This is a genomic window from Azospirillum melinis (assembly GCF_013340935.1).
In the GTDB taxonomy this organism is placed as follows: Bacteria; Pseudomonadota; Alphaproteobacteria; order Azospirillales; family Azospirillaceae; genus Azospirillum; species Azospirillum melinis.
Window position 1 is genome coordinate 15381 of record NZ_WHOS01000071.1, and the last position, 20464, is coordinate 35844.

Below are 20464 nucleotides of genomic sequence, written 5' to 3' on the forward strand. Positions count from 1 at the left end.
CCGCTCCGCTGGCTTTTACCGTTCCATCTTCGTCGACAGCACGATGGACGACATCGTCCGCTCTACCCCCGGCAGGCGGCCGATGGCATCCAGTGCGGCGTCCATCGCGTCATGGGTTTCGGTGCCGACGGTGGCGCACAGATCGTACTGCCCGCTGATGCTGTGCAGCCGGAGGACCTCCGGCATCTTGCGCAGGGCATGGACGGCGCGGTCGGCCAGCCGGGCATTCACGCTGATCATCACCAGCGCCGACACGCCGCGCCGCGGCGCCGGGTCTCCCAGCTTCACGGTATAGCCGGAAATCACGCCCTGCCGCTCCAGCCGGGCGATGCGGTCCTGCACGGTCGAGCGCGACAGCCCCAGCGCCCGGCCCAGCGCCGCCGTGCTGGTGCGGGCGTTCACCGTCAACAGATCGATCAGCCGGCGGTCGAAATCGTCCATGGAATCCGTCACGGAAGGAAGGCACTTGTAAAGCCCTCTCCCGGGGCTCTCAGCGGATCTTCGATCCGCCTGACGCCGTCAGCACAAACAAAGTTTGTGCGAGAGGCGGGAGAGGGAGAAAATCCAGGCCCCCTTACCCCTCGCAGCCCGCCTGATAGCGCTTCATGGCCGCCCGGATGTCGTCCGGGATCGGCACGGCGGCGAAATCGTCGAGCGAGGTGGTGACCACCGTCAGGCTGCCCGACAGCCGGACCTGCCCCTCATGCTCGCCGTTGATGCGCAGCTGGAGGGAGCTGCGGCCCAGCCGCTCCAGGAGGACGCCCAGCGTCAGCGTGTCGCCCATCCGGCTGGGAATGACGAAGTCGCATTCGGCATGCACGATGGGCAGGCCCAGGCGGCGCTGCAGGATCATCGTCGCATAGTCGATGTCCAGCCCCTGGGTGAACCAGTCCTCCACCGCCCCGTTGAACATGTCGAAATAGACCGGGAAATAGACGATTCCGGCCGGGTCGCAGTGGGAAAAGCGAATGAGCCGCTGCATCCGGAAACAGCCCGCCGGCAGGGGCCGGTGGCCGGGGTGGTCTTCGGTGCGGCGCGTCCGCTCGCTGTACTCGTGCATCTCTCGGTCAATCCTTGTTCCGCTCCGGTCGCCTGACATATGGGGGTGCCTGCTGCCTTGCGGTCGCCGCGCCTCGTTCCGGCGGCAAATAGTTGTAGTCACCCCAAACAATCCGGGAAAAGCACCTTTCGTTCAACGGCTTCCTTCATCAATAAGGGAAATCCGCAAGTTTCGTACCCCGCGCTGTTGCGGAAATGCTGCACTGCAATCACGACAACGGCCGCAACCGCCCCCCGGCCCGGATGTCCGCAATTTGTCGCGGATTCCGCTCTTTTTAGGGCAAACATCACACAAAGATCCCCCAGCCCCCCGCCATCCTGCGTCCCGCATCCGGGTTCAGGCCCAAAACGGACATCAGGCCCCGAAAGCCGGCCCCAAATAACGGCCAAGGCAGACGGGCACATCAGGCGAGGACACCGAACCGATGGCCACTTCCGCTACCAAGATCGTCGTGAACGCCCTGGGCAAGGCCGCAGGCGGCGTGAATGCCCATTTCACCCTGCTGGTCGACGGCCAGAAGGTGGGTGAGGGCACCGCCGGCACGACGGCGAAGGATTTCGTCTTCACGCCCGTGCTGACCAGCGACGTCGCGCACAAGGTGCAGATCAAGTACGACAACGACGCCGTCATCAACGGCCAGGACCGCAGCCTGACCGTCAACAGCATCTCGATCGGCGGCAAGACGATCGCGCCGACCGCCGGCATCGTCAGCTACGACAAGGGCGCGCTGGACGGCAAGGACGTCGTCGCCGGCCAGTCGAACCTGTGGTGGAACGGCACGCTGGTCGTCAACGCCGACAAGAGCTATTTTCCCACCGCCGCCGCCGCGACCCCCGCAGCGGGCACGACGGCCAAGGACACCATCGTGGTGAACGCCTCCGGCACCCCGGCGGGCGGCGTCAACGCCCACTTCAAGGTGCTGGTCGACGGCAAGCAGATCGGCGAGGGCACCGCCGGCACCGCCGCCAAGGATTTCAGCTTCACCACCGACGTCGCCGACCGCGTCGCGCACAAGGTGCAGATCCAGTACGACAACGATGCGGTGGTCAACGGCCAGGACCGCAGCCTGACCGTCAACAGCATCTCGATCAACGGCCACAAATATGCCGCGACCGACAGCGCCGTCAGCTATGACAAGGGCGCGCTCGACGGCAAGGATGTGGTGGCCGGCCAGAAGGGCATGTGGTGGAACGGCACGCTGGTGGTGAACGCCCCGGCCTCCGATTTCCCGGCCGGCACCACGACGACCCCGACCACCCCCACGACGCCGACCACCCCGACCAACCCCACCCCGACCGGTCCGGCCTTCTACGTCGCCACCAACGGCAAGGACAGCTGGTCGGGCAAGCTGGCGGCGCCCAACGCCGACGGCACCGACGGTCCCTTCGCCACGCTGCAGAAGGCCCAGTTGGCCATGCGCGCCGACCCCAACATCGACACCACCTACATCCGCGGCGGCGACTACCGCCAGAACGGGCTGTGGCTGGACGGCCAGGACAGCGGCGTGCATTTCGTCGGCTACGGCAGCGAGAAGGCGGTGATCCACGGCGGCTCCAACGCCACGGTGTCCTTCGGCCTCGGCGGCGCCAAGAACGTCACCATCGAGGGCCTGACCTTCGCCGACGGCGTCGTCGGCGGCCACTATGTCTACGCCGACAACGCGGCCGGCCTGACCTTCGCCAACAATGTGATCAAGGGCGGCGGCTACGGCATCACGGTGCAGAACAGCGCCAACAGCAAGGTCACCGGCAACCAGTTCGACAACACCGGCGCGGAGTCGATCTTCGTCAAGGCCGGCTCCAACGCCACGCTGGTCTCCGACAACCTGATCCGGCACCCCAACGCCGCCGACCGTGGCGATGCCGGCATCTGGATCAACGGCAGCTCGGACGTCAAGGTCACCCACAACCAGATCGAGAACTCGCCGGAGAAGGCCATCGCCGTCGGCTCGGTCCAGACGGACGGCAGCGACGCGGCCTACCGCGTGACCATCTCCTACAACAAGGTGATCAACGCCAACCTCGAATCCAACGACGGCGGCGGCATCTACCTGATCAACCGCCAGCAGGATCTGGCCAACCACACCGTCATCAACAACGACGTGTCCGGCACGACCGCGACCAACCCGTCGAGCAGCGTGGCGAGCTGGGGCATCTATCTCGACGACTGGACCAGCGGCACCACGGTGAAGGGCAACGTCGTCCACGACAACATCGGCGGCGTCTTCCTGCATGGCGGCTGGAACAACACGGTCACCGAGAACGTCATCGCCGGCAACAGCGGCGCCCAGATCGGCCTCCAGCAGGATGTCGCCTGGAGCGGCTGGAAGGGCCACACGATGACCAGCAACGACATCTCGGGCAACGTCATCGACGTGCGCGAGGGCACGGCCGTCCACATCTACGGCCCGGCCAATGTCGGCAACCTCCACAACAACTTCTACAGCAGCCTGAACACCGCCGAGAAGGAGTTCGACGCCTGGCCGCAGGTGATGTCGAGCGGCGCCTGGGGCACGCTGTCGAACTGGCAGGCCGCCGGCTACGACAAGGGCTCGGTGATCCTGAACCCGGCCTTCGTCAATCCGGGTGCCGACGATTTCAGCCTGGCGTCGAACTCGCCGGTCTACGGGATGGGCTTCGACCACATCCCCTTCAGCGACATCGGCCTGCTGCACGCCTGATCCTGCCGTCCCACGACGAACAGGGCGGCGATAAGAGCCCTCTCCCGCCCCGGGAGAGGGCGCAGAGCCGACGGCCATAGGCCGGACGAGCACCGAAGGTGATCGTAGGCGGAACGCGGTCGCGAGACTTGCGAGCGGCCTTGGACCCGCCGAAGGCGGGGAGGGTGAGGGGTAGGGCAAAGCTGCTGAACCGCATGGTTCCTTGGATCGCCCCTCACCCTTCCCACCGCTGCGCGGCGGGCCCCTTCCCTCTCCCGGGACGGGAGAGGGGAATCCAAGATCCGACACACCCCCAGACCTATCACCTGCGGCCGATAAGACTCCGGCTGGAACCTTGGGGCGGACAGGGCGTTATGGCTTTCGAAAAGTCGCCCGATCTGACACCGGGCGTATCTTGAAGTGAAGACTCACCGCCCCAACCTGTCAGTCGTCACGCCGCTCCCGCCTTCCAAAAGGAACGTGGGCGTCATCCTGATAAAAACGCCGGATGACCCGCCCGCGATGCAAATATTTGCAAGGGCGGCATGCCGCAGGTCTGTCCGGCATCCGGCCGGCGGCCAGCCAATATAAGAGGAAACCATGGATCGCCGCGAAATCTGGATGAACGACCCGGAGCTGAAGGCCGCCTACGAGGCTCTCGGCCCCAATTTCCGCCGCGAGGTCGAGCAGGCGCAGAAGCGCCGCAGCCAGCAGACCCTGCAAGGCGCCGCCATCGCCTCGCGCAGCAGCCGTTCCGCTTCTAGGTCCCAGCCGGTCACCGTCGTCCGCCGCTGATGCCCGATTTTCACGCGTGCCCCTGGACCCGCGTGACCCCAGATCTGCATGACTGCCGCTGGTTCTGCGGAAAAGAACGGACCTAAATTCGGCGTCCCGCCGTTTCACCCGTCTGTTCCCCCCGCTTCCGGCCCGTCCAATGCCTTCTGCCAATCGCCTGCACCACCCGCTGCCCCACCGGCTGCGCCGCCCCCGCCATGTCTGGATGTCGCCCAGGAACTGGCGTCGGCGCCTGCTGTTCTGGTCCGGTGCCGGCGTGGTCGGTCTGGTCGCCGTGCTGTTCGCCCGCGCCGCCGATTACGCCCAGCAGCTGTTCCGGCTGGCGGAGGCGGCATCGCCCTGGCTGCCCTTCCTGCTGACCCCGCTGGGTCTGGCCGTCTCGGCCTGGGTGGCGCTGCGGGTGGTGCCGGGATCGCAGGGCAGCGGCATTCCCCAGGCCATCGCCGCCCGCCATGTCCAGGATCCGGCGGCCAAGCGCCGGCTCTTGTCGCCGCGCATCGCCGTGGGGAAGATCCTGCTGACCCTGGTCGGGCTGGCCTGCGGCGCCTCCATCGGGCGGGAGGGGCCGACGGTGCAGGTCGGCGCCTCGATCATGCTGATGGCCGGCTCCCTCGCCGGGCTGGGGCGGGAGCCCGGGCTGATCCTGGCCGGCGGGGCGGCCGGCGTCGCCGCGGCCTTCAACACGCCGCTGGCCGGCATCGTCTTCGCCATCGAGGAGATGGCCCGCAGCTTCGAGCGGCGGACCAGCGGCCTCGTGCTGGTGGCGGTGGTGGCGGCCGGTCTGGTCGCCGTGGCCCTGCTCGGCAACTACGCCTATTTCGGCCACACCGCCGCCTCGGCCAGCTGGCAGGACTGGAAGGCGGTGCTGGCGACCGGCCTCGTCGGCGGGCTGGCCGGCGGCGGCTTCAGCAGCCTGCTGCTGTGGCTGTCGCGCTGGATCCGCTGCGGCCTCGGCGGACGGATTGGCCGCCATCCTGTGTTTGTCGCACTCGGCTGCGGCCTCGCCCTGGCCGTCATCGGCACCGCCACCGGCGGCCTGACCTTCGGCACCGGCTACGAGCAGGCCCGCGCCGTGCTCGACGGGGTGGAGACCCTGCCCTGGTACTATGCCCCGGCCAAGCTGCTGGCGACCGCCCTGTCGGGCATCTGCGGCATCCCCGGCGGCATCTTCTCCCCCTCGCTGTCGGTGGGGGCGGGCATCGGCTCCATCATCGGCGGGCTGCTGCCGGACAGCTCGCTGGAGGCGGTGGTGCTGCTGTCGATGGTCTCCTATTTCGCCGGCGTGGTGCAGGCGCCGCTAACCGCCGTCGTCATCGTGACGGAGATGAGCGCGTCGCCCGACATGCTGCTGCCGCTGATGCTGAGCGCCGCGCTTGCCACCACGCTCTCGCGGCTGGTCTGCCCGCACTCGGTCTACCACGCCATGGCCGACGCCTTCCTGGCGGTGCTGCGGACCGACGAGGCCGGCAAGCCGGCCCCGCCCAAGGCGGCGGCGATCCCCTCGCCGTGAGCAAACGCCTCAATAAGCACTGGCCCGGTCCAGCTGCGCGATGTCGTCGGCCTCCAGCCGCAGAGCGGCAGCGGCGATCAGGTCGCCCATCTGCTCCGGCTTCGAGGCGCTGGCGATGGGGGCGGTCAGGCCCGGCCGCGCGATCAGCCAGGCAATCGCCACCTGTGACGGAGTCGCCCCATGCCGGCCGGCGACCTCGTCCAGCGCCGCCAGGATCGCCCGGCCACGCTCGTTCAGGTATTTCGATACCACCCCGTTGCCGCGCGCGCTCTTGCCGACATCGTCCGCCGAGCGGTACTTGCCGGTCAGGAAGCCGGCGGCCAGCGAATAGTAATTGATGACGCCCAGCCCATTCTCCCGGCAAATCCCCTCCAGCTCCGCCTCGTAACCTTCGCGGCTGTAGAGGTTGTATTCCGGCTGCAGGGTCTCGTAGCGGGGCAGGCCGGTGCGGGCGCTGACCTCCAGCGCCTCGCGCAGGCGGGGTGCGGTCAGGTTGGAAGCGCCGATGGCCCGGACCTTGCCCTGGTCGATCAGCTCCTTGTAGGCGCCGAGCGTGTCCTCGAATGGGGTTTCGGGATCGTCCCAGTGCGACTGGTAGAGGTCGATGCGGTCGGTCTGGAGCCGGCGCAACGAGTCCTCCACCGCCGTCCGGATCCAGGCGGGCGACAGCCCCTTCTTCCCCGGCCCCATCTCCGACCCGACCTTGGTCGCCAGCACGATGCGGTCGCGGTTGCCGCGGCTCTTCATCCAGGTGCCGATGATCGTCTCGGACTCGCCGCCCGTGTTGCCGGGCGCCCAGGCCGAATAGACGTCGGCGGTGTCTACGAAGTTGAAGCCGGCATCGACGAAGGCGTCGAGCAGCCGGAAGGAGGTGGCCTCGTCGGCGGTCCAGCCGAACACGTTGCCGCCGAAGCAGAGCGGGGACACCGTCAGGCCGCTATGACCAAGCTGGCGTTGATCCATTGCATCGTCTCCTTTGAAGATTTCAGGTCAGGCGGCGGGCCGCCCTCGGAATTCGGTCAGGTAGACCAGCAGACCGATGGCGGGAAAGGCGAAGCCGATCCAGGTCACCGGCTCCCAGCCGCCGACGGCGAAGGCATAGCCGGCGAGCGCCGAGCCGGCGGCCCCGCCCAGGAAGAAGATCGCCATATAGATGGCGTTCATCCGGCTGCGAGTCTCCGCCCCCAGCGAATAGATGGCGCGCTGCCCCAGCACCATGTTCATCTGCACGCCCATGTCGAGCAGCAGCCCGGCCAGCACCAGGAGCGCGATGGATCCCTCTCCCGCACGCGCCACGAAGAAGGACAGCGCCGCCATCGCCAGCGCGAAGCCGGTGGCCGGCCGGGTCCAACCGCGGTCGGCGATCCGCCCGGCAATCGGGGCGACCAGCGCGCCCGCCGCGCCGGACAGGGCGAACAGCGCGATGCCGCGCTGGCTGAGATGGAAGGGCGCCCCCGCCAGCAGCAGCGGAACCGAGGTCCAGTAGAGGCTGAAGGCGGCGAACATCATGGTCTGGTAGACGGTCCGCCGCTGCAGCACCGGCGTGCGCACCAGGAGCCGCCCCAGCGAGCCGAGCAGCGCGCCATAGCTGGTCCGGCCCGCCGGCCGCCGCTGCGGCAGCACGCGCCGCATCAGCACGGCGAAGCCGACCATCGCCACCGCCGACAGGCCGAACACCGCCCGCCAGCCCAGGCTGTCGGCGATCAGGCTCGACACCGGGCGGGCCAGCAGGATGCCCAGCAGCAGCCCGCTCATCACATTGCCGACCACCTGCCCGCGCGAGGCCTCCGGCGCCATGTGGGCGGCCAGCGGCACCAGCATCTGCACGGCGACCGAGGTGACGCCGATCAGGAAGGACGCCGCCAGGAACAGGGACGCGGTGGGGGCGACGGCGGCCACCAGCAGGGCCGCGACCGTGCTGCACAGGGTGACCACCACCAGCCGGCGGTTCTCCAGCAGGTCGCCCAGCGGCACCAGCAGGATCAGCCCGGCGCCGTAGCCGACCTGGGTCAGGGTGACGACGAGGCTGGCGGTCTCCGGCGACAGCCCGACCGCCGGGCCGATCAGCCCGACCAGCGGCTGGGCGTAATAGATGTTGGCGACCACCACGCCGCAGGCCAGCGCCATCAGCAGGACGAGCGAGCGGGAGAGGGCAGGGTGGGCGGCGTCTTCGGTAGAGAGAGGGGCGGCGGTGGGCGGCATCGCGCGGTCCTGTGCGGTCATGACGGGTCGAAACTGTGACAGAACAGCGCACACCCTATGTCGACACCCACGGCCGGCGCATCGGTCAATTGCGCCGCCCGGCCATGCGCCTCCTCACGCGATTTCCGCGCACAACTGGTAGAGCCAGTCGCGGAAGGCGCCGAAGCCGCCATCCTCGCGGCGGGAGGCGCGATAGACCAGATACCAGGAATGGACCATCGGCACCGCCAGCTGGAAGGGTGCTGCGAGGCGCCCGGCGGCGATGTCGTCCGCACTGTAGAGCCGCGGCGCCAGCGCCACCCCGACGCCGTCGATGGCCGCCTGCAAGGTCATGGCATAGCTGCCGAAGGACAGCCCTCTCGTTCCCGAGGCCGGCATCGGATCCGCCACCCCGGCGGCATCCAGCCAGCGCGGCCAGTCCTCCCCCCAATGGGAGACGTGCAGCAGCGTGGCGCCGGCCAGATCCGCCGGCCTGCACAGCGCCGCCGCCAGCCGCGGCGCGCAGACCGGCTCCAGGCTGGAGGAGAACAGCCGCTCCGCCTCATAGCCGGGCCACTGGCCGTCGCCGAGCAGGACGGCGCAGGTCCAGTCGTCGTTCATCGGCGCCCCCGCCCCGCCGGTGGCGATCCGCACCTCGATCTCCGGATGAGCGATGTGGAAGCCGGACAGACGCGGGATCAGCCAGCGCACCGCCACCGTCGCCCCCATGCCGACCGTCAGCACCGGCCCGGCCCGCATCGCCGACACCTGCTCGACCCGCCGGGCGATGCCGTCGAACGCGTCGGTCAGCGCCGGCTGGAGCGCCCGGCCGCGCTCGGTCAGCACCAGCGCGTTGGCCCGCCGGTCGAACAGGGCGAAGCCCAGCCGGTCCTCCAGCAGCTTCACCATCCGGCTGACCGCCGCCTGCGAGACATGCAGCTCCGCCGCCGCCGCGGTGAAGCTGCGGTGGCGGGCCGCCGCCTCGAAGGCGCGCAGCCCGTTCAGCGAGGGCAGGCGGCGCATGCGTCCATCTCCAAGGTCACTCCTGATCCCACCCCAACTTTTCCTGGGGCTGAGCATCGAACAATGCCGTTTGCGGCGCAACCGCGCGCGTGAGAGTTTCCGGGCATCCTCTCCGGCATTCGGGCAATTCATGCTGACGCTTCCGCTGATGGTGGGGCTTGGCCTCACCGTTCTCGTGACCTCGTTTCTGTCGGGCCTGTTCGGCATGGCCGGCGGCATGGTGCTGATGGGCCTGCTGCTGATCCTGCTGCCGGTGCCGTCGGCGATGCTGCTGCATGGCGTGACGCAGTTCGCCTCCAACGGCTGGCGGGCGTGGCTGTGGCGGAGCCATGTCGTATGGCCGGTCATCCTGCGCTTCGCGCTGGGCGGCTCCGTCGCCGGCCTGCTGTTCGCCCTGGCCGGCGCCGTGCCGGACCGGGCGGTGTCGCTGCTGATCCTGGGACTGACACCCTTCCTGGCGCTGGCCATCCCTGCCCGCTGGGCGCTGAACGCGCAGAAGCCGCTGCATGGCGTGCTCGGCGGCTTCCTGTGCATGGGGATTCAGCTGCTCGCCGGCATCTCCGGTCCCTTGCTCGACACCTTCTTCATCCGCAGCGCCATGACCCGGCAGAGCGTGGTCGCCACCAAGGCCGCGATCCAGTCGGTCGGCCATCTGGTGAAGATCGTCTATTTCGCCCCGCTGGTGGCCGGCAGCGGCGACGAGACGGTGGAATCGACGGTGATCCTGATGTCGATCGCCATGGCGCTGATCGGCACGAATCTCTCCCGCCGCGTCCTCGATCGCATGAGTGACGCCCAGTTCCGCCTGTGGAGCCGCTATCTGGTGATGGGAACCGCCAGCGTCTATCTCGGCCAGGGGCTTCTCCTGCTGGCGGCCCATTGAGAAAAAACATTATATAACAAAGTTTTATCCCGTTCCTTCTTCCCTATCCTTACTCCCTGGGGGCCACACTCCGCCCCGATGCGCACGACAGGCCCGCTCCCCGATCCTTACGGCTTGGGGGCGGGCTTCCTTACATCCTGGGGGCGTTTAAGCGCCTGTGACTCCTGGCACCGCCCAGAATCGGACGATGCGCTCTCTTGAATGCCCCGATCCTTACCTCTCGGGGGCCTGGATCCGGCTTTGAGCGCCCCCAAGCCGTAAGGATTGCGCTTGTGCACAGAGCCCCGGACAGCAAAAATGGCGTCTCTCCCCCACGGAGTAAGGATGGAGGGCATCCCCCCGGAGGCGCTTTTGGCAAATCGAGTCGGTCCGATTCGGGCTTTGTAAGGATGCGGAGGGACATCTCCGGGCGAGATTCGCACTTTGGAAGCCCTTGCGGATCCGGCACTTGGCAGGCGTTTGTGACTCCCTTTCCCTTTTAAGAGGATTCGTCGGCGCGAATCTCCAGGGGAGTCCGCGAGTCGCAGCGAATCTTCCTTACAGCCTGGGGGAAACAGCCTTACGGGGTGGGGGCGATTCGCACACCCCCCGGGGCGTAAGGGTTCCGCCCCCAGGGCGTAAGGATGAAAAGGATTCTGCGGCGCGACCCTTTCCTTACTTGTTTTTCTGGTAAGGATTGATTTAGCCTCCCCCGATTCTGGCGGAGGACGGCTATGGCGGGGACGGGGCGCAGGAAGGCGCGCAGCACGGTGGCGGAGGAGTCCGTCCCGTCGGACGCTGCTGCGCCCATGGCGGCCCCGCTGGCCTCGATGACCGCGGAATCGGCGAAGGGTGGACCGGGACTGGTGGTGCTGGGCCCGCAGGATCTGGCCGGCGGTGCGGTGATCGACGGCGACGGCAGTGCGGCGACGCTGCCGGCCGTCAGTGCCGACTCCGCGGCTCCGGTCGCCGGCCTGACCGCACGCGTCGCCAGCGCCACCTTCGAGCGCGACGGCTACAAGCATCTGATCAAGGCGGCGGAGGCGGTCTACAGCTATCCCGCCAACGGCACGCGCCTGTCGCTGCCGGCGCAGAAGATGCTGAACTTCATGATCCATCTCGCCGGCAGCCAGAATTTCGCCAACAAGCTCTACCGGATGCCCAAGCGCGTGGTGCGCGGCAACCACAAGGGCAACGAGCGCATCTTCGACGCGCTGAAGGAAATCTTCGATTCCAGCCTCGTGGTCATCGGCCCCTTCCGCGGCCGGCGGTCGCGCGCCGAACTGCGCATCCTCTCCAGCTATGTCCGGCCGGAGGAGGAGGAGGACAGCGATGCCGCCGACATCCATTTCCAGTTCACCGACGCCTTCCTGGAAATCCAGCGCTCGTCGCAGCTGTGGGCGAAGCTGTCCGGTCCGGCGATGGTCAAGGTCACCAGCACCTACGCGCTGAAGCTCTACGAGATCGGCATGCAGCGCTACCAGATGGACTATCCGTCGCTGGAGCTGGACATCGACACGCTGCGCAAGCTGATGAACGTGCCGGAGGGCGCCTACAAGGATTTCGGCATCCTGCGCACCCGCACCATCGACCGCGCGATTGCCGAGGTGAACCAGCTCGCCCCCTTCCGCGTCAGCATGCCGGAAGACAAGATGAAGCGGAAAGGCCGCAAGATCGAGGCGGTGACCCTCGAATTCCTCGCCAAGGACGAGGAGGAGGCGGCCGAAACCTATCTGGAGCGCGAACGCCACAGCGCCGGCCGCCGGGCGCGCCGCATCGGCAAGGTCGACACCGTGGCTCCCGCCGATCCGGTGGAGGCCGGCCTCGCCGACTTGGGCCCGCTGCCCGACGCCGACGACGTGACCGCTTTGTGGGCCGCCGTCCTGCACGCGTTGAAGGGCAAGGTCCCCGCCCCGCTGCTGGCCGAGCTGGAGCCGGACCGGGTGGAGGAAGCCCCCCAGGGCGGCCGCCGCCTCGTCCTGATGGCCAGGAACGCCGCCGTCGCCGACACCGCCCGCATGAACCACTGGCCGAGCCTGAAGTCGGCCCTGTCCTCGCTGACCGGCGGGCTGATCGAGGACGTCGCGTTCGAGGTGGCGGCGCGCAAGGCGAAAGCAGCGAAGGCAGCCTCCCCCGAGACGTAAGGATCGGGGTCTTCGATCCGCGTCCCATCGAATCGCGTCACGCGCCTCTCTCAGCCGTCATTCCCATGCGACGGAGCGGTCAGCCTGCCGCCTCATTCGGGCAAACCCAGAGCATTTTGGCTCGGTGCCTCCAACTCTGCGAGGCGGTTTGCGACGGTTGACCGCCTCAACTGCGGGTGAGGCCCGGAAATTCAACATTTTATTTTCGGCATAATGTTTGCGTGGGCCTCCTGCCTTCAGCGTCCGTCGCAACGGAGTTTCCATGCCGAGACACGTCAGCCCCCTGCTCGCCGCTGTGTTGGCGTTGGCTGCTGTCGTCATGATGACGACCCACCTCGTCTGGCAGGACCGGGAGCGAACCTCCGCACGGATGGAAGCGCTTGCCGCCGACATGGCCAAAGTCGTCGAGGCTCATGTTCTGCACACGACGAAAGGCGCCGACATCGCCCTGCGTCAGGCCGCAGCCCTGGTCGACGAGGCCGGCAACCTGGAGGCCGTACAGAACCCCGTCTATTGGCGCCGGCTGCGCGATGCGCTCGCCAATATGGACGGCGGGGAAACCCTCTGGCTGTTCGACACCAAAGGCAACGGCGTTGCCGGCACCGGCCGTCAGATGGACAGGCCGCTCAACATCGCCGACCGCCCCCATTTCCAGGCGGTGCTGGCCGGGGCCGATCTCGTGGTCAGCCCGGCGCTGCGCAGCCGGCTGGACAACCGCATCGTCTTCACCATCTCGCGGCCGATCCGCGACTGGACCGGCGACATCATCGGCGTCGCCAGCGCCGGGATGAAGACCGAATGGCTGGTCAACTTCTACGCCATGATGTCGTTCGGGCTGGATACCACCGTCACCGTCTTCCGCACCGATGGCGAGATCGTTGCCCGGCAACCGGACCTCGCCGCCAATCTCGGCAGGAACAACCGGAATGGGCAGCTCTTTCGCGAGCAGCTTCCGCAGGCCCCGGTCGGCACCTACTGGTCGCTGTCCGTTTTGGACGGAAAGGAACGGCTCGCCGCCTACCGGCTCATTCCGGATCTGAACCTCGTCGTCTATGCCGGGATCGAGGGGGAGTCGGCCTTCGCCGCATGGCGGGTCCGGTCGCTGTGGTTCGTTGCCGAAGTGGCCATGACCACGACGCTCGTGCTTCTGCTGCTTCTGGCGAGTGACCGGATGATCCGCAGCGGTCACCGGAATCAGATGCGCGCACTGGAAGCCGAAAGCGTCGCGCTGCAATTGGGCGCCGAGCTTCATCAGGCGCGGCGCGATCCTCTGACCGGGTTGCCCGCCCGCGGGCTGTTCCTGGAGTTGGCGGAGGGAATGCGCCAGAGCGCCGGCCAGAGGGGGCTGGTTCTCGCCTTCCTCTACATCGACCTGGATGGCTTCAAGGCGGTGAACGACCGGCAAGGCCACGATCAGGGCGACAAGGTTCTGACGATGGTGGCCGAGATCATGCGCCGGACGACCCGGGACGGCGACCTGCTCGGCCGGCTTGGCGGCGACGAGTTCGTCGTCTGCCTGTCCGGGCATGTCCCCGATATCAGGACCGTCGCCACCAGCGTGGCCAACCGCATCATCGCCGAAGTCCGCGATCTGGGCATGGGCGTCGGGTGCAGCATCGGAATTTCGCTCACTGCCGGCTCCTGCAACGATCTGCCCTGTTCCCTCCGTCAGGCGGACGCAGCGATGTACCGTGCCAAGCAGATGGGAAAGGGCGCCTGGTTCATTCATGAACCGGCTCAGGAGCCCTGTCCGCCCTGCGATGACCGGGCCATCGCCTGATCTGGGCCGTCGCCGGCAGTGATGCCAAGCACCCGTGTGCCGAGCTGGCGGTCCCGCTTCTGGCTGGTCTGTTGGACGGCGGGCGGAAGCGGATTGCCGCCCTGCCACGAGGTCTGGAAGGAACGCCCGTCGGTGGCGCGCCGCGCGTTTTGCACAAAACGCCCCATGAAAGGATATATTTCCTATAATCTCTCCGCACATGTCCTTTGACCTTGCGGAGCGACGCCATGGCCCTCGACAGCCGTACCTTCCAGAACGACAATTTCCCCCTTTGGGCAGAAGAGCCGCCGGTGCCGTCCGAAGGCTCGCTGGTGCCCGGTTCGCAGTTCCATGAGGAGCAGTGGATCATGGCCGCCGGCATGCTGGCCCGCGGCAGCAGCTTCCTCTATGTCGCCCGCGCCATGGGATGCAGCCGCACCACCCTGTGGCGGGCATATTACGGCGCCAAGGATTTCCGTCACAGGGTCTGGTGGGAACGTCAGGCGCTGAACCGCGAGGCCGACCTGCGCCTGTCCTCGCTGCGTAGTCTGGTCGTCGAGCAGATCGAGCGGCTGGTCTCCTCCGGCGATCCGTCGACCGTGCGCTGGCTGGCCGACCGGCTCGGCATCCTCGACGGGCTCGCCGCCCACCCGGCGCAACAGCCGGCGCATCGGCCGCAAACCCCGCAGCCGTCGGAAGACCTGTCTGCCACCGACCCTGCCACCGACCCTGTCGCCGGGATCGTCTCCGACCTCGACGACGACAGCATCCCCGGCGCCTTCCGCGAACGCACCCCGCCCAATCCGCAGGCCGTCGCCGCCATCCTGGCCCGCCCGGAAGCGGCGGGGCCGAAGGGCGTCTATCCCTATACCCTCAACCCCGACGATCCCTATCCCACCCTCGGCTCGGCGCTGGAGCGCAAGGGCGGAGAGGCCGCCTTCGACCGTCTGTAAGGCGGCCGTTTGCGAGGCGGGCGGGGCGGTGACGATGGAACAGCAGCCGGAAACCGTTCCACGCTGTTCCATCTCCCAGGAGACCCCAGGAGGTAAGGATCGGCGGAGTCTTCCCCCCGCCGGATCCCCCGAATCCTCAGCCCTGCTTGGCCTTCAGCGCCGCCAGACGGTCGGACAGGCTGGTCGGGGCGGTCTTGCCCGACGCGGCGGCCAGCGCGGCGGCGATGTTGGGGTCTTCCTTTTCCGGGGCCGACGGGCGCAGCAGCTTGGCCTTGGCGTTGGCGGCCTCCGCCGCGGCCAGATCCTTGGCTGCGGTGTCCTGCATCGCCTTCAGCGCGACGGTCAGGCCGCTGGTGGCCCCGGCGAGGCCGGCGGCCTGACGGGCGGCTTCGGCCTGACGCTCGGCCATGGCGCGCTGCTGGTCGGCGCGGCCCATGTCGCGCTGGGCGCGGGTCAGGTCGGCGCGCGCGGCCTTCAGCTTGGCCCCGGCCTCGGCGTAGTTCTTCTCCAGCATCTCCAGGAACTCGCGCGCCTCGACGGCGTCGCGGACCTCGCGCTCGATGTCGGGGGCCATCTCCTCCAGCATGGCGACGACGGTCTCCAGGCTCTTCTCCAGCCCGGCCTTGCGCGACGGGTCGGTCTCGGCTTCGATCTGGCGCTGCAGATGCTCGGCCGCGGCCATGCGCTGGGCGGACAGGGCCTTGATCTCGTCGGCCTCGCGCTGCTCGCGGTCATGGATGGCGCGGGCTTCCGCCACCTGCCGGCCCAGCCCGTCGAGATGCTGCTCCATGGTCCGCAGCTCCGCCTCGGTCGCGGACTTCGGATCCCAGCGGACCAGCGCCTCCATGGCGCCCTGGACGGCCTGGTCGGTCTTGACACCCATAAGGTTGCGGATGAAGGCAAGCATGGCTGATTCCTGTCGAAGGAGGGTTGTTGGAGGCGCCTGCGGATCAAGACCGCGGACGCTTCGCCTGCACAGATGGGGTGGGGGCGATCCGGGAACCAGACCCCCATCCTTACCTCTCGGGGGCGATTTTCTCTATCCCGCCCCCTTCATCCCGCCCGGCTCATCCCGCCATGGCGGCGGCGTTGATCACCGCCACCCCGAGCTGGACGCCGACCAGCGTCGCGGCCGACGCGACGTTGCCGGATTCGATCTGGCCGCGCAGGTCGCGGATCAGCAGGGTCGCCACGGCGAAGGCGACCAGCTGGAGGATCACCGCCACCACGCCCCACAGCAGGATATCGAGCACGAAGGTGCTGGTTGCCAGCGTCGCCGCCAGCGGAATGGCGAGCGCCACGATGGACCCCGCCAGCGTCAGGCCGCCGGCGGCATTGCCCTCCGCCACCAGCCGGCGCTCGTCGAAGGGGGTGATGCGGGTATAGACGGCGACGCCGACCGCCAGCAGCGCCAGCGTGACGGCGAGCTGGACCAGCAGCACCGGAAGGCCGGTGCCGAGCGCGGTCAGGATGGAACCGAAGGTGCTTTCCATGGGGCCGGCACTCTTGTCGTATGGGTGGTTAGGACAGGGAGAGGGAGGCGGGGTTCACGTCGATGCCGGCAGCGATCTCGACCGACGCGCGGCCGGAGCGCTCCACCGCCTCCACCAGGATGTACTCGGTGGCGGGTGCCGGATCCCCGGCATTTGTCGGAGCACCGTACAGCATCGACTGGCTGGTCACCGTCTCGGTCCCGCGCAGGGTCTGGCGCGCTTCGCTGAGGGTGAAGGGCTGGATGCGGCTGGCGCCCGGCTGCCAGACGCGGGGGTAGAGCTTGCCGTCCTTGGTCTGGAACTCCGGCCAGCCGATCATCCCCTCCGCATCGTCCAGCCAGAAGCCCCACTCGCCCTCGTCGGACGGGATGACGCTGTCGATGGGGGTGAAATAGCGGCACTCGTCCGGCTGCCCGTCGGGGCCGAGATGGATCTGGAAGAAACCCCCTCCCGGCAGATGCAGGCGGTAGACGGTCGCCGGGCCGGAGGTGACGGTTCCCACCGCCTCGATCGACACCAGCCGGTCGGTGCCGGTGTCCGGCGCCTTGACCTTGGTGGCGCTCTCCGCCAGCAGGAAGGGGGTGGGGTCGATGGTGACCGTCATGCCCAGCCGGAACAGCGACGGGCTGTAGGCCTTGCCGCCGAGCTTCTGGTTCACATAGTTGCCGAGCGTTCCGAACAGGGGCACGTCCGATCCTCCCTTGGAGCCAGAGCCCTTGGAGACAGGGCTGTTGGCGACTGCATTTGGTTTGGATGGCGCATCCATCCGCCGCCGCGCCCGCCACAGCAGGAACAGCACCGCCGCTCCCAGCAGCAGCAGGCCCCACCACCAGAAACCGTGTCCGGAACTGCGCGACGCCTGCGCGGCGCTGGCGCTGTCAACCGAACTGGCCGAGCTGGCCGAATCGGCGCGGGCCAGATCCGCCGGCACGTCGGGCGGCAGCTGTCCGGCCTGGCGCGGGGTGCCGGCCTGGGCCGCCACCGACTGGTCGAGCTGGTCCAGCTTGCCGCGCAGCTCCGCATTGTCGCGGGCCAGCCGGTCGGCCTCCTGGCGCCATTCGCGATAACCGGGGTCGTCGGCGTTGTTGTGGAAGAAGGCGGCATGGCCCGGCCGGGTCAGCGTGTCGAGCATGAACCACAGGAACAGCCCGTCCCAGACGCCGAAGCGGCGCGGGGCGCTGATGGTGTAGGGCGGCGGGCTCCAGCCATAGCCGCCATAGGGGTTGGCCGGCGCCGGGCGCGTCGATGGCGTGCGGTAGGACGACCCGCCCCAGCCCCACCCCCAGCTGGATCCGCTGGAGCTGCTCGACCCGCCGGTCCGCCCCTGGGTGGAGGCGGCGGGCGGTGGCGCGCCCGGCTGGGCCGGCGGGGTGCGGTCGGCCTCCTGCTTGGTGCGGTAGCGGTTCAGCGCGTCGGCCGAGCCCTGCTGGCTGAAGGTCCGGTCCCCTGCCGAGGTCGGCGGGGCGGCGACCGACGGGGCGCTGTTGCCCGGCCGGGCATAGCCGCCGCTGGAGCTGGAGGACCCGCCGGAGAACCAGCCGCCGCTTCCGGTTGACGGCGTGCGCGAGGTGGAGGGGCGGGAGTATCCACCGCTGCTGCTTCCGCTGCTGCCGATGGACGGGGTGCGCGACGGGCGCGAATAGCCGCCGGACGACCGGCTGCTGGACCCGGCGCGGGCCTCGGCCTCGCCCGGCGCCAGCGTGATGACCGCCGCGGTGACGGCGATGGCGAGCGGGGCGGGGGCCGCGGGAGCGGTCAGGATGGTGCCGACGGGGGCCGCCAGCGGCTGCACCATCATCAGAAGGGCGACGGCTGCTGCGCGCCATCGCTCCGTCCAGCGATCCTGATACCGGGTGGGCCTGCGAAGCTTCGCGGTCTGCGTCATCGTCCTCTCGCGCGTCATCCGGAGCCGGTTCAACCGGCCCTCCCGGCGATTCGTTGCGCGAGGGTAGGCAGATACGCGGCGGCGCTCAAGGGATTAACCGTGGTGCCCGGCCCTTATGACTTCCGTCAGGAGACGGCGGTCGCCGTCCGCTTGCTCTGTGCCGGTTCCGGTGGCGGCGGGCGCAGGGTGGGCGGGCCGCCGGCTGCGGTGACGAGGCGGTCGCTCGCGGCCTCCAGCCGCTCCTCCAGGTCGCGCATCGCTTCGGCGCGCGGCTGTCCGGGCATGATCGGCGGCAGGAACTCCACCACCACCGTGCCGGGGTACTTCAGGAAGCTGTGGCGCGGCCAATAGAGGCCGGCATTCAGCGCCATCGGCACGATGGGAATGCCGAGGCTGTCATAGAGCATGCCGACGCCGATGCGGTAGGGACGGTAGGTGCCCGGCGCCACGCGGGTGCCCTGGGGGAAGATCACGATGGGGCGACCCTCGTCCCGCACCGGGCGGGAGTTGCGGATCAGCGACTTGATCGCCGCCCCGCCGGCGCCGCGGTCGACCGGGATCATCTTCGCCTTGGCGGCATACCAGCCCCAGATCGGGATCCACATCAGCTCGCGCTTCAGGATGATCGCGGGGTCCTTCACCAGCAGGTGAAGCTTCATGGTTTCCCATGCCGACTGGTGCTTGGCCGCCAGCAGGAAGGGACCGTCGGGCAGGTTCTCCCGCCCGCGCACCTCGTAGCGGATGCCGACGAGCGTGCGCTCCAGCCAGCCGACGGTGCCGAGATACCATTTCACCACCGCGACCATCTGCGGACGCGGCAGCAGCAGCATCCACAGCAGGGCGAAGCACATCAGCGCGGTCCAGAGGTGGAACGCGATGTTGAAGGCGAGGGACCGGATCCAGATCATGGCCGGCAACTTGTCAGGTCTTCACCGACTTCTCAAGCATTCCGCGCAGTGCGGGAGAGGACGGGAGGGAGATGGCGGCCGTTTGCCGGGCAGGGTGGACTCCGCTCCCCACCGGGTGCATTGTCCCCGGCGTGGAGGGATGGCGAGCTGTGGTGGAACCGTGATCCGTTTCGAGAATGTCGGCCTGCGCTACGGCACCGAGGCGGAGGTGCTGCGGGACATCAATTTCACCCTTCAGCCGGGATCCTTCCATTTCCTGACCGGTGCCAGCGGGGCGGGCAAATCGTCGCTGCTGAAGCTGATGTATCTGGCCCACCGGCCGTCGCGCGGGCTGGTCACCCTGTTCGGCCGCGACATGGCGATGGTGACCCGCCGCGACCTGCCGGAACTGCGTCGCCAGATCGGCGTGGTCTTCCAGGATTTCGCCCTGCTCGACCACCTGTCTGCGCTCGACAATGTTGCGCTGCCGCTGCGCATGGCCGGCACGCCGGAGGCCGATGTGGTCGCCCATTGCAGCGAGATCCTGCGCTGGGTCGGGCTGGGCAACCATCTGCACGCCACGCCCTCCACCCTGTCGGGCGGGCAGAAGCAGCGGGTCGCCATCGCGCGGTCGGTGATCAACCGGCCGCGGCTGCTTCTCGCCGACGAGCCGACCGGCAACGTCGATGACGGCATCGGCATGCGGCTGCTCTACCTGTTCGAGGAACTCTACAAGCTGGGGACCACCGTGGTGATCGCCACCCACAACGAAGCGCTGATCCGCCGGTTCGACCATCCGCGCCTTCACCTCGACAATGGCCGGCTGATGGTGCTGCCGGCGCGCGGTCGCGCTCAGGAGGCCCGTGCGAAGGACGCGCGGACCAACGACTCTGGCCCCATCGACTCAAAGTGGGAGTAGCGGCATGGCGCTTCGTCCGGTGCGGCCCCGTTCCGACCTGCCGCTGGCCGTCGATCCCTCCTCGCGCTTTCTCGGCTGGATCACCGCACTGATGGCGTTCCTGGCGGCGCTGGCGCTGGCCGGCGCCATGCTGGTGACGGACATGGCCCAGCGCTGGGACAGCGGGCTGGCCGGCGGCCTGACCGTGCAGGTGGCGCCGATGCCGGGTGCCCCCGTCGCCCCGCTGGACGAGCGGGCGGAGGCTGCGCTGACCGTGCTGCGCTCCGTCCCCGGCATCCGGTCGGCGACCCTGCTGGGCGGGGGGGAGATTGCCCGGCTGCTGGAGCCCTGGCTG

17 protein-coding genes and 1 pseudogene are annotated in these 20464 nt (G+C 68.6%); 9 read left to right on the top strand and 9 right to left on the bottom strand.

What is annotated here, in order from left to right; translation table 11 throughout:
- Window positions 1–15 precede the first annotated feature (15 nt).
- Window positions 16–441 (bottom strand): Lrp/AsnC family transcriptional regulator, encoded by a 426-nt coding sequence (locus tag GBZ48_RS31255; RefSeq protein WP_109453031.1) that lies wholly within the window; start codon window positions 439–441, stop codon window positions 16–18.
- Between the two features lie 133 nt (window positions 442–574).
- Window positions 575–1060: an acyl-CoA thioesterase gene (locus tag GBZ48_RS31260; RefSeq protein ID WP_246307586.1), complete on the bottom strand. Its 486-nt coding sequence runs from the start codon at window positions 1058–1060 to the stop codon at window positions 575–577.
- A 424-nt stretch (window positions 1061–1484) separates the two neighbouring features.
- Here GBZ48_RS31260 and GBZ48_RS31265 point away from each other — a divergent pair, with 424 nt between their 5' ends.
- From GBZ48_RS31265 to GBZ48_RS31275, 3 genes are all read left to right on the top strand, one after another.
- Complete coding sequence (locus GBZ48_RS31265) at window positions 1485–3740, top strand: carbohydrate-binding domain-containing protein (RefSeq protein ID WP_174474571.1); 2256 nt, start codon at window positions 1485–1487, stop codon at window positions 3738–3740.
- Window positions 3741–4319: 579 nt separating this feature from the next.
- Complete coding sequence (locus GBZ48_RS31270) at window positions 4320–4514, top strand: hypothetical protein (RefSeq protein ID WP_174474572.1); 195 nt, start codon at window positions 4320–4322, stop codon at window positions 4512–4514.
- 139 nt (window positions 4515–4653) lie between these two features.
- Window positions 4654–6024 carry a chloride channel protein gene (locus tag GBZ48_RS31275; RefSeq protein ID WP_174474573.1) on the top strand — a complete coding sequence of 457 codons (1371 nt, stop codon included), beginning with the start codon at window positions 4654–4656 and terminating at the stop codon, window positions 6022–6024.
- 9 nt (window positions 6025–6033) lie between these two features.
- Here the strand turns inward: GBZ48_RS31275 and GBZ48_RS31280 are convergent, their stop codons facing one another.
- The 3 genes from GBZ48_RS31280 to GBZ48_RS31290 all read right to left on the bottom strand — a co-directional run bounded on the left by GBZ48_RS31280 (window position 6034) and on the right by GBZ48_RS31290 (window position 9228).
- Entirely contained in the window at window positions 6034–6987 is a 954-nt protein-coding gene (locus tag GBZ48_RS31280) for an aldo/keto reductase (RefSeq protein WP_174474574.1), read from the bottom strand.
- Between the two features lie 27 nt (window positions 6988–7014).
- Window positions 7015–8247 (bottom strand): MFS transporter, encoded by a 1233-nt coding sequence (locus tag GBZ48_RS31285; protein WP_246307587.1) that lies wholly within the window; start codon window positions 8245–8247, stop codon window positions 7015–7017.
- 93 nt (window positions 8248–8340) lie between these two features.
- Window positions 8341–9228 carry a LysR substrate-binding domain-containing protein gene (locus GBZ48_RS31290; protein WP_174474575.1) on the bottom strand — a complete coding sequence of 296 codons (888 nt, stop codon included), beginning with the start codon at window positions 9226–9228 and terminating at the stop codon, window positions 8341–8343.
- 130 nt (window positions 9229–9358) lie between these two features.
- On the opposite strand from GBZ48_RS31290, the gene GBZ48_RS31295 reads away from it, so the two are divergent.
- The 4 genes from GBZ48_RS31295 to GBZ48_RS31310 all read left to right on the top strand — a co-directional run bounded on the left by GBZ48_RS31295 (window position 9359) and on the right by GBZ48_RS31310 (window position 14946).
- A complete protein-coding gene (locus GBZ48_RS31295) occupies window positions 9359–10111 on the top strand; it encodes a TSUP family transporter (protein WP_174474576.1) in 753 nt (250 codons plus the stop codon).
- A gap of 713 nt (window positions 10112–10824) precedes the next feature.
- Entirely contained in the window at window positions 10825–12234 is a 1410-nt protein-coding gene (locus GBZ48_RS31300) for a replication initiation protein (RefSeq protein ID WP_174474577.1), read from the top strand.
- A 262-nt stretch (window positions 12235–12496) separates the two neighbouring features.
- Complete coding sequence (locus GBZ48_RS31305) at window positions 12497–14014, top strand: sensor domain-containing diguanylate cyclase (RefSeq protein WP_174474578.1); 1518 nt, start codon at window positions 12497–12499, stop codon at window positions 14012–14014.
- 227 nt (window positions 14015–14241) lie between these two features.
- Window positions 14242–14946, top strand: a complete 705-nt coding sequence (locus GBZ48_RS31310) for a hypothetical protein (RefSeq protein ID WP_174474579.1) — start codon at window positions 14242–14244, stop codon at window positions 14944–14946.
- A gap of 136 nt (window positions 14947–15082) precedes the next feature.
- On the opposite strand, the gene GBZ48_RS31315 is transcribed toward GBZ48_RS31310, so the two are convergent.
- The 4 genes from GBZ48_RS31315 to GBZ48_RS31330 form a co-directional block, all read right to left on the bottom strand.
- On the bottom strand, window positions 15083–15853 hold the full coding sequence (locus tag GBZ48_RS31315) for a hypothetical protein (RefSeq protein ID WP_174474580.1): 771 nt from the start codon (window positions 15851–15853) through the stop codon (window positions 15083–15085).
- Window positions 15854–16013: 160 nt separating this feature from the next.
- The gene (locus GBZ48_RS31320; protein ID WP_174474581.1) at window positions 16014–16439 is read right to left on the bottom strand and encodes a DUF350 domain-containing protein; all 426 of its coding nucleotides are present in this window, start codon (window positions 16437–16439) and stop codon (window positions 16014–16016) included.
- A 28-nt stretch (window positions 16440–16467) separates the two neighbouring features.
- Entirely contained in the window at window positions 16468–18324 is a 1857-nt protein-coding gene (locus tag GBZ48_RS31325; RefSeq protein ID WP_174474582.1) for a DUF2491 family protein, read from the bottom strand.
- Window positions 18325–18449: 125 nt separating this feature from the next.
- Complete coding sequence (locus tag GBZ48_RS31330; RefSeq protein WP_174474583.1) at window positions 18450–19232, bottom strand: lysophospholipid acyltransferase family protein; 783 nt, start codon at window positions 19230–19232, stop codon at window positions 18450–18452.
- Window positions 19233–19392: 160 nt separating this feature from the next.
- Between GBZ48_RS31330 and ftsE the strand changes: the two genes are divergently transcribed.
- Both ftsE and GBZ48_RS31340 read left to right on the top strand, forming a co-directional pair.
- Window positions 19393–20130 (top strand): cell division ATP-binding protein FtsE, encoded by a 738-nt coding sequence (gene ftsE / locus GBZ48_RS31335; protein ID WP_174474584.1) that lies wholly within the window; start codon window positions 19393–19395, stop codon window positions 20128–20130.
- A gap of 4 nt (window positions 20131–20134) precedes the next feature.
- Window positions 20135–20464: pseudogene (locus GBZ48_RS31340) on the top strand (cell division protein FtsX); the annotation flags it as partial.